Source organism: Bradyrhizobium sp. (assembly GCF_030654605.1).
Lineage (GTDB): Bacteria > Pseudomonadota > Alphaproteobacteria > Rhizobiales > Xanthobacteraceae > Bradyrhizobium.
Genome location: NZ_JAURXB010000003.1, coordinates 1 through 8361, shown reverse-complemented (window position 1 = coordinate 8361; position 8361 = coordinate 1). Strand labels below are relative to the sequence as shown.

Genomic DNA, 8361 nt, shown 5'->3' with positions numbered 1-8361 from the left:
AAGCCGCGGCCCCAGTGCTCGACGCCGAGCCAGTAGCCGAGTTCCGGTGCGTCCGGCTCGCGCCAGTCGATACCGACCATGCCGACCGGCACGAAATTGTCTTCGATCAGGAACACCGTCTGGCGGGTATCGGTCTCCATCGCGCGCACGAATTCGACCGCGTGATCCTGCAGATAGGGATGCGGCAGGCGGCGGGTCATCTCGGCGATGCGGCGGTCATTGGCCAGACGCGCGATCGCTTTTACGTCCGCGAGCGTCGGCCTGCGCAGCATCAGCCGTTCGGTCTCGAGGACGCAGGGACTGCCCTCGTGCAATGTCGGAGTCGGGATATCCTGCAGCATGTCGGGCTCCTGTAGGCAGCTCTTTGACCATGGCGCGTGTTCCGGTCGCAAAACCGGTGTCCACTTTTGCGGAACACGCACAAAAAAGAGGAGGCCGGTTTCCCGCCTCCCCTTCGGAGCCTTTCAGGAGCTCCACCGGTTCAACAGGACCGGCGGACTCATGTTGTCCACCGTTTACTCGGCCGCGGCTTCCATCATCGGTACAACCGATACGAAAGTGCGGCCGTTGGCTTTGGCGCGAAACTCGACATGGCCTTCGACCTTGGCGAACAGAGTATGATCAGTGCCCATGCCGACATTAAGGCCGGGATGCCAGGTGGTGCCGCGCTGACGCGCAATGATGTTGCCGGGGATCACGTGCTCGCCGCCATACGTCTTGATTCCGAGGCGCTTGCCTGCGGAATCTCGTCCGTTTCGCGATGAACCGCCTGCTTTTTTATGAGCCATAGCCCGTCTCCAACTTCTCGATAAATTCTAGATCAATTCCTTGACGGAATCATCTCACTTTTTCTCACGCGCAGGTTCTATCACTTCTTCGCGGCGGGCTTCGCACGCGGCTTGGTAGTTGCCTTGGCCACCGGCTTCTTCGCGGGCGCCTTCTTCCTGGTCACCGGCGCGTCATCATCGTCGCCGTCGACAGGTGCCACCACGACCGGCTTCTCGCGCTTCGGGCGCGGGCCGATGGTGGGCTTGTTGTCGTTGGTCAGGATCTCGGTGATGCGCAGCACCGTGATCTCGTCGCGGTAGCCGCGCTTGCGGCGCGAATTCTTGCGGCGGCGCTTCTTGAACGAGATGACCTTGGGGCCGCGCTTGTGCTGCAGCACTTCGGCCGCCACGGAAGCGCCGGCCACCGTCGGCACGCCGAGCACCGGCGATTCACCGCCGACCAGCAAGACTTCGCCAAGCTGCACGATCGTTCCGACATCGCCGGCGATCTTGCCAATCTCGAGCACATCATCCGGAACGACGCGGTATTGCCGGCCGCCGGTTTTGATGACTGCGAACATCGTTTAATTCCTTCGTGTTCGATCCCGGCCTCGGACAGGTCCGGGCCGGCTTTTTCTTCAGTCGTTATGGGTTCAATTTCCGCGCGGGTCTCTCGGGAGCGATCCCTTGAATTCGCGCAAAAACAAACAGCGCGAGAAAACCTCGCGCCGGATTGGCGGACTTATAGCCGGTGACGGCCGTGAGTCAAGGAAAACCGGCCCAAAAAGCGGCCAAATATGCCGGATTTGGGTTCAAAACGGGCGGATAGAGAGTGGCGAATAGCGAATAAGGGAGGTGCGCGCCACTCGCCATTCGCTACTCGCCCCTCCCATGAAACCAATGGGTTCCCGGGCCGTTGTCCTGCGAATTCTGACTGGCAGGGGCAAAAATGGCTGAAGATACCATCACGACAACGGGCATCGCCCGCCACGGCGCCGCCCGGCTGCCGTCGGTCGACGTCGACAGTTTCAATATCGAGCTGAAGGACGATGACGGATTTCTCGGCGACCGCGCCAGCAGGGGCGCGTTCCGCCGGATTCTGGACGGCTTGCGCAAGCTGAAAGACGAGGGTGACGATCCGCTCGGCAAGAAAGATTCCCATGACATCGGCAAGACCGAACTCGACGAGGCGCTGGTCGGCGACGATATCCATGCCGCAGCCCTGGTACACGGTGCGATCGAGGAATTCGCCCAGGAGCTGGCCTATGTGACGGGGCGGTTTCTCAAGACCAAGGCCTGGGCCGATACCGAACGCATCGTGGTCGGCGGCGGCTTCCGGCAGAGCCGGGTCGGCGAACTCGCGATCGCGCGCACCGACATCCTGCTCAAGGCCGCGGATTTCGAGGTCGACCTTGTGCCGATCCGATTTCACCCGGATGAAGCCGGCCTGATCGGCTGCCTGCATCTGGCGCCGTCCTGGATCTTCGAGGCCCATGACAGCATTCTCGCGGTCGATATCGGCGGCACCAATATCCGCTGCGGGGTGGTCGAAACCCGCTGGAAAAAGGCCAAGGATCTGTCCAGGGCCGGGGTGTTCAAGTCCGAACTCTGGCGCCATGCCGATGATGAGCCGACCCGGGAAGGAACGGTGAAACGGTTGGTCAAGATGTTGAAGGGGCTGATCACCGCGGCCGAGACCGGAGGGCTGAAGCTGGCGCCTTTCATCGGAATCTCCTGTCCTGGCGTCATCAATGAGGACGGCTCGATCGAGAAGGGTGCGCAGAACCTGCCGGGCAACTGGGAAAGCAGCAAGTTCAACCTGCCGGCCAGCCTGGTCGAGGGCATCCCGCAGATCGGCGATCACGACACTGCGGTGCTGATGCATAATGACGGCGTGGCGCAGGGGCTTTCCGAGGTTCCGTACATGCAGGATGTCGAGTGCTGGGGCGTGCTGACCATCGGCACCGGCCTCGGCAATGCGCGCTTCACCAACCGTGCCAGGGAAAAGAACGGCAAGAAGGCCAGGGAAGACAAGAAGGACGACAAGAAGGAAAAGAAGAGCAAGGATTGAGGCCCGGGAATTGAGGTCGTTGGGGCGGTAACCTTGACTGGTTAGGTTAAAACACAGATCGCGTTGCCGATTTTCTGCGGCCCGCTACGGTCGAATTGTCGCTCAGACTGGCCAGCGAAGCCGCACTTCCGGCCAGAATTTCAATGAGGCGACACGGGGCCGCCAGGGTTTTGTCGCGTCTGGCGGCCCCACTCTTGCCGCCGGCAGTTTGCCCCCGGACCGACAAATTCACGCCGGCAGCGCCTTGTCTGCCCCGCCAACCTCGCCTAGAACTCGCCCCGACCGCGGGCGGATCAAACCACCCGCAACGGCGCCTGGAGAGGTGGCAGAGTGGTCGAATGCACCGCACTCGAAATGCGGCATAGGTGCAAGCCTATCGGGGGTTCGAATCCCTCCCTCTCCGCCAGCCCAGAATAGAACTGCGAACGCCGCCAGTAGCCGATTTTACCCCCGAAATGGCGGCAAGCGCTTTGAGCAAATCGCTCTTCGATCCCATGATGCGGACCTCGTGGTCCGCAACCTCGACCCTCTGGGCCAGGGCACGCAGGTGGTCGCGGCGATAGCCGCCGCCTTCGATCCGCATCCGCTTGCGGGCGGTGGTTGCGAACTTGCGTAGCACCGTCGTGGTGATGGGTTGCTGAGCTGCGCTTTCCAATGCGGCCTGGGCACGCATGGCGTCGGCCTGGGACTGATCCCGGATCGCCTTCAAACCGGCGAGACGTTCCTTCAGACCCGGGTCGTTCAGATCGGCGACACCGGTCTCGATGGCGTCGTAGAGCCGCTTGAGACGGAGGTCAGCCTCCGCGGCGCGCTTGTTGAGCTCGGCGATATGCTCGCGCCGCCGCTCAGTGCGCTCCTGGCGGCGGTCCAGTACGGAGGCGAGAACTTCCTCCAGCCGCTCGGGAGCCAGCAGGCGGTGCTCGATATGCCCGGCAACGAGCGTGTCTAGCTTCTCCATCGGCACGCTGCGCCCGACGCAGCCAGTCTCGCCCTGCCGGGCCTTGGTCGAGCAGGTGTAGTAGCGGTAACGGCTACCCTTGCCGGTCCGGAGCGTCATCGCGCCCGCGCATTTGGCGCAGAAGCAGATTCCGGTCAGCAGGGTCGGCCCGCTGACGACGCGAGCCGGCGTGACCTTCGGATTGCGCGAACGCAGATGCGCCTGCACCGCGTCGAACGTGACCTGACCGATTAGAGCTGGAACCTCGACGGCGATCACTTCGCCGACCGGCTTCAGTTCCTTGCTCTTGCTGCGCTTGTTGAATTCGTGGCGGCCGATATAGGTCGACCGGGTCAGGATGCGGTGAACTTGTCCGATCCCCCAGCGTCCACCGTCGCGCGTGAAGATGCGTCGGCCGTTGAGATGGCTGGCGATGTTTTTGACCCCCATCGGGCCGCTGGCGCCGTCGCCTTCCAGGGCCAGCCGGTAGATCAGCCGCACCGTGTCGGCGTGGAGCGGATCGATCTCCAGCTTCTTCTTGATCTTGGTGCCGCGCTGCTCCGCCGCGACCACACGGTAACCGATCGGCGGCAGCGAACCGTTCCAGAAGCCCTGCCGCGCATTCTCCTTCAAGGCTCTGAGGACGTGCTTGGCGTTCTCCTTGGATTGGTACTCGTCGAACAGCGCCATGATCTGGCGCATCATGACATGCATGGGATCGTCGCCCATCTCTTGTGTGATGGAGACCAGCTTGATGCCGTTCTTGGCAAGCTTGCGGACGTAAAACTCAAGCTCGAAGTGGTCGCGAAAGAAGCGGCTGAATGAATGGACCACCACCACGTCGAACGGCGCGGGCTTGCTGGTGCCGGCCTCGATCATGCGCTGGAATTCGGGCCGGCGGTCGTTGGTGGCGGATGCGCCAGGCTCGACATAGGTCTCGACCAGCCGGTAGCCGCGCGAGGTGCAGTAACCCTCGCCTTGCCGCCTCTGATCCGGGATCGAGACATCGTGCTCGGCCTGTCGCGCTGTCGAGACGCGCAGGTACAGGGCGGCACGAATGGGCACGGTCATGGCGGATGCTCCCTCCTGCTGTCACCGGCACGGCCCGAACAGTTCATCGAACAGATCGCCGAACCATGCCTCGAACACGTCCACCTCGGCGTCCGTGACCGGAATGCGCTCGGGCCAATCATCCGTGACAGCCCAGCTCGACAGATCGTGCTTGGGCGGCCGGCCCGCACGACTTTCCGGCGGGTTAGCGTAGTCCAGAAGGTCGTCGGGTGGAATCCCGAACCTGACGCGTCGGGGCCGCCGGGGGCGAGAACGAGACATCCGGCCAGCATCCGGCAGCTCGCCCGCTTACGGAACCGGTTGAATCCACGCCATGGCTTCCTTCGCGCTGCCGGCGGCGAAAACCTGCCGCGGGCGATGTTGGTTGCTACGGTCGAGAAGGAGCGGTTTCGCTCATGTTGAGCCATGACCGCTTGGCGAGCCCTCGCCGGGGCAGCGACAGTCGGTCAAGGCCGCAGCCGCGAAGCGGTGGCGCGTCTCCGCGACAGCCTTGAGGGACTGGCGCTGGTCCGGTCTCTTCGCGGCAAGCGGTCTTGCTCGTATCTCGGTAAAGTATGGGCGGATGGCCCTCGGATCGTTGAAATGCTGAATGTCTTGAGCAAAACGTATGGCAAGGGCGTTTGGAAGGGAGCGCAAAAACTCAAAACACCCCAACCACATGCACCGAGCCGACGGCGGTGCTTTTATCTTGCCGTCCTAATCGAGCGCCCAACGTCTACTCCACGCTACGATATTTCCCTCCTCCGAAACCGTGCTCCACACGTCAGTGCGCATGCGATTCATGCTCACGCCGGTTGCTCACCGGTGCGTCGGTCAACGGCCGCTGAACCGTCCCCGCGCCCGTCGCAAACAGTGCGCTCGATCAGCGATGCGGATGACAATCAGACGGCATTGTGGGCGCCGCCCACGGCGCGATTTACCGATCTGGGGATGTCGGTTTCACTTCCGACTTTCATTCAATAACGGACGTATAACGGACGCGGCACTTCGCATTTGTGCCACATCAGCGGAAGTCGCGAACCTTATTCAATCACCTCGTCAGCGCGGTTCTAGGGGTGCCACTCCAGAATTTCACAATTATCAAAGTGATGACCTGTCAGACGGTGAAAGAATGTTCCGTGTCCAACTACGGCCACTCTTTGCTCGGACCGCCTTGCCAGCCATGTCGAAAACTCTGCGATACGCGAAAACACCACATCGTCAGGTTCTACAGAAACGCCACGATTATCCTTGGGGCCATTGTGCCACCAGTATTCGTCGAGATGACTGAAATCCAGCATTGGAAATTCGACTGAGAGTGCATTTGGGTGACGCCCAATGTCACAACTATTCCCGAGGCGCTCCCTATGCAACGACGACGCGATGATGCTGGTCTGTTCTGGATCGAATAGGCCGAGACATGTTTCAATGGCTCGCGTCAACGGGGAAACAACAACCAAGTCAACGCCAAGTCGCTGTGCAGCTTCCTTCGCGGCCACGACTTGATTTCGACCTTTCGAAGTCAGGCGTGCGTCGTAGTGAAGTGGGTCAATTCCCGTGGCATCAAATAGCTCGTTGAACGTTGATTGACCATGACGGATGAGGAATGTGTGAGCTGGCATTGCCTACGAATTTCTTCATCGAGCGTGAGGTGCTCCCAAGATTACAGAGCACGGCCTCTCATACAATAATTTTCAAGCTCAAGACTTCTCATATGGGTCAAACTGCGAAATACTCAAACGGAGCATAGTCCTTCCGGGTTTCCCCCGACAACGGACATAGACCCGATTCCTGGGATGGTTCAGCGCCCGCCCACCCGGGGCGCCCGTGACCTCGGAAAACTGCCGCCCGTGGGCGCAGCGCGAACTCGCAGGCGGTCGCGTGTTCGAGGGGGTCTCGCGCGTGGAAGGCTGCAATGTCATAGTGCCACGGCGAAGCAATATTGCTCATCACCGTCGTTCGTGGCCCGCCAGCCCTTTCAAGAATCCGCGCGAACCTCATTCAGTTTCAGCGCCTGTCAGCGGCCACCGCCGAAGCCAAACGGAGAAGCACCGTTTGGCACGAGCGAATTGATGCGCCCCGGCTGCTGGGTGTAGCCGACTCCGAGTGACAGGCTGAGATTCGATGCCGGCTGGATCTCGACGCCCGCATGCGCGGTATAACCGAATTGTGTGCTCGAGCTGGAGTCGAAGGACGTAAACGGGTCGCCGATGCCGGGATTATATTTCAGGGTGTTGAAACCCGCATAGACGGTGACGGGCAGATTTCCGGTGGCTTGAAAATTATAGCCGAACTGCACGCCTTCAAAAGAGAGCGCGTGGAGATTGCCGAACGTTGCATTCTGCCCGATGCCGCTTAAACCCATGCGGCCACCTTCGGTGCCGACGAACCAGCCGTTCGAAAAATTGTAGCGCATAGGGGAAAAGCCGCCGCCTCGGGCGCGGTCAAAGCTCGGAAAGTTGGCGTAGGTATTTGAACCCGCGCTGTCGGTCAGATCGCCACCGAAGCCGATCGGCCAGCTTGGAATCCAATAGGTTACAGGAGCGGCTTGGGCGTGAGCGGTTCGCATGTCCGGGCACAGTGCCGCCAGGATCAGCATCGAGATCAACGCACCGCCTGATCTGCCTGTTAAAATAGACATCCGCGCTACCGCCAAGTGTACCGGCAAGTGAGGTGAAACCATACTAGCCGGATATCAGAAATGCCAGAGGCGGTGCCGATAGCCGTCGCAGCGGCAAGTTCCCCTTCGTTCCATGCCATGCTGGGAATCATCCCGCATATGCGCGCCGCGATACGCAAGTGCATCCATCCCGGCGGTCAGACCGTGGCGGCGACAACGAATCCGTGAAGCGCCGTGCCGCTACGGCTTGGGTGATCGCGATCACATCGCGTGACATCGAGCGGGTCTAGCTTCGATCGCAGCAGGGCGATCCTCGCGCTGCGCAAACCGGGAGAAGACCATGACAAGGACCAGGAAGCTCATCGTGTCGGCGTTTGCTGTTCTCGCGCTGAGCACGGCCTCGCTCTCCATCAACAGCGCGGCTATGGCTGGTGGCCATGGCCACGGCCACGGCGGACACGGACACGGTCATGGCCACGGACATGGGCACGGCCATCACGCCCGTGGCCATGGCCATGGTCATCATTACGGCTACCGTCACGGCAGCTGCTTGAGGCTGACGTCGTGCGGGCTGATCAATGTCTGCGCGATCTACTGATCGGATGACACGCAAGGAACTCGCCCGGGCCAGGAAGCGGGCGAGTTCTCAATGTTGAACCAGCCGAACCGATGAAGTGAGGTGCACCTGCACGGTTCCGGAAGCCAGCCATGGCAATGGAACCCTGGTCGGCTCGACGATCCGGCAATCGATCGAGCGGGCAGGGGCGGCGAAGACGCTACGTGGTTAACGTCGCAATTCAGCTATTCCGCGCGGCCATTAACCCGAATCATCAGGATAATCAGCCGGTTCCATGCTATCTCGGCGGTCGCGCCAAGCAACGAAGTTTGTTGCAATTTTGACCCATTGCGCCTAAAA

9 protein-coding genes and 1 tRNA gene are annotated in these 8361 nt (G+C 61.2%); 3 read left to right on the top strand and 7 right to left on the bottom strand.

What is annotated here, in order from left to right; genetic code table 11:
* The 3 genes from Q7U29_RS00105 to rplU all read right to left on the bottom strand — a co-directional run.
* Positions 1–341 (bottom strand): GNAT family N-acetyltransferase (locus Q7U29_RS00105; protein ID WP_304737200.1); only part of this gene is annotated, 341 nt, incomplete at its 3' end.
* A 174-nt stretch (positions 342–515) separates the two neighbouring features.
* Positions 516–788, bottom strand: coding sequence for a 50S ribosomal protein L27 (rpmA, locus tag Q7U29_RS00100; protein WP_304737199.1), 273 nt, complete (start codon positions 786–788; stop codon positions 516–518).
* An 80-nt stretch (positions 789–868) separates the two neighbouring features.
* Positions 869–1348, bottom strand: a complete 480-nt coding sequence (gene rplU, locus Q7U29_RS00095) for a 50S ribosomal protein L21 (protein WP_304737198.1) — start codon at positions 1346–1348, stop codon at positions 869–871.
* A gap of 368 nt (positions 1349–1716) precedes the next feature.
* Between rplU and Q7U29_RS00090 the strand changes: the two genes are divergently transcribed.
* Together Q7U29_RS00090 and Q7U29_RS00085 are read left to right on the top strand one after the other, a co-directional pair.
* Complete coding sequence (locus Q7U29_RS00090) at positions 1717–2838, top strand: ROK family protein (RefSeq protein WP_304737196.1); 1122 nt, start codon at positions 1717–1719, stop codon at positions 2836–2838.
* A 316-nt stretch (positions 2839–3154) separates the two neighbouring features.
* A tRNA-Ser gene (locus tag Q7U29_RS00085) sits at positions 3155–3244 on the top strand.
* Here the strand turns inward: Q7U29_RS00085 and Q7U29_RS00080 are convergent.
* The 4 genes from Q7U29_RS00080 to Q7U29_RS00065 form a co-directional block, all read right to left on the bottom strand.
* Positions 3212–4846, bottom strand: a complete 1635-nt coding sequence (locus tag Q7U29_RS00080; protein WP_304737195.1) for a recombinase family protein — start codon at positions 4844–4846, stop codon at positions 3212–3214. The genes Q7U29_RS00085 and Q7U29_RS00080 overlap by 33 nt on opposite strands.
* Positions 4847–4867: 21 nt before the next feature.
* Positions 4868–5107, bottom strand: a complete 240-nt coding sequence (locus Q7U29_RS00075) for a hypothetical protein (RefSeq protein WP_304737194.1) — start codon at positions 5105–5107, stop codon at positions 4868–4870.
* 788 nt (positions 5108–5895) lie between these two features.
* On the bottom strand, positions 5896–6447 hold the full coding sequence (locus Q7U29_RS00070) for a histidine phosphatase family protein (RefSeq protein ID WP_304737193.1): 552 nt from the start codon (positions 6445–6447) through the stop codon (positions 5896–5898).
* A gap of 395 nt (positions 6448–6842) precedes the next feature.
* Positions 6843–7424, bottom strand: a complete 582-nt coding sequence (locus Q7U29_RS00065) for an outer membrane beta-barrel protein (RefSeq protein ID WP_304737201.1) — start codon at positions 7422–7424, stop codon at positions 6843–6845.
* 361 nt (positions 7425–7785) lie between these two features.
* On the opposite strand from Q7U29_RS00065, the gene Q7U29_RS00060 reads away from it, so the two are divergent.
* A complete protein-coding gene (locus Q7U29_RS00060; RefSeq protein ID WP_304737192.1) occupies positions 7786–8043 on the top strand; it encodes a hypothetical protein in 258 nt (85 codons plus the stop codon).
* Positions 8044–8361: the final 318 nt, after the last annotated feature.

What these genes read in the sequence shown, in the direction of transcription:
- Q7U29_RS00075 (WP_304737194.1), bottom strand. Translation starts at nt 5,107, where the DNA reads ATGTCTCGTTCTCGCCCCCGGCGGCCCCGACGCGTCAGGTTCGGGATT.
- Q7U29_RS00060 (WP_304737192.1), top strand. Translation starts at nt 7,786, where the DNA reads ATGACAAGGACCAGGAAGCTCATCGTGTCGGCGTTTGCTGTTCTCGCG.
- Q7U29_RS00090 (WP_304737196.1), top strand. Translation starts at nt 1,717, where the DNA reads ATGGCTGAAGATACCATCACGACAACGGGCATCGCCCGCCACGGCGCC.
- rpmA (WP_304737199.1), bottom strand. Translation starts at nt 788, where the DNA reads ATGGCTCATAAAAAAGCAGGCGGTTCATCGCGAAACGGACGAGATTCC.
- Q7U29_RS00070 (WP_304737193.1), bottom strand. Translation starts at nt 6,447, where the DNA reads ATGCCAGCTCACACATTCCTCATCCGTCATGGTCAATCAACGTTCAAC.
- rplU (WP_304737198.1), bottom strand. Translation starts at nt 1,348, where the DNA reads ATGTTCGCAGTCATCAAAACCGGCGGCCGGCAATACCGCGTCGTTCCG.
- Q7U29_RS00065 (WP_304737201.1), bottom strand. Translation starts at nt 7,424, where the DNA reads ATGCTGATCCTGGCGGCACTGTGCCCGGACATGCGAACCGCTCACGCC.
- Q7U29_RS00080 (WP_304737195.1), bottom strand. Translation starts at nt 4,846, where the DNA reads ATGACCGTGCCCATTCGTGCCGCCCTGTACCTGCGCGTCTCGACAGCG.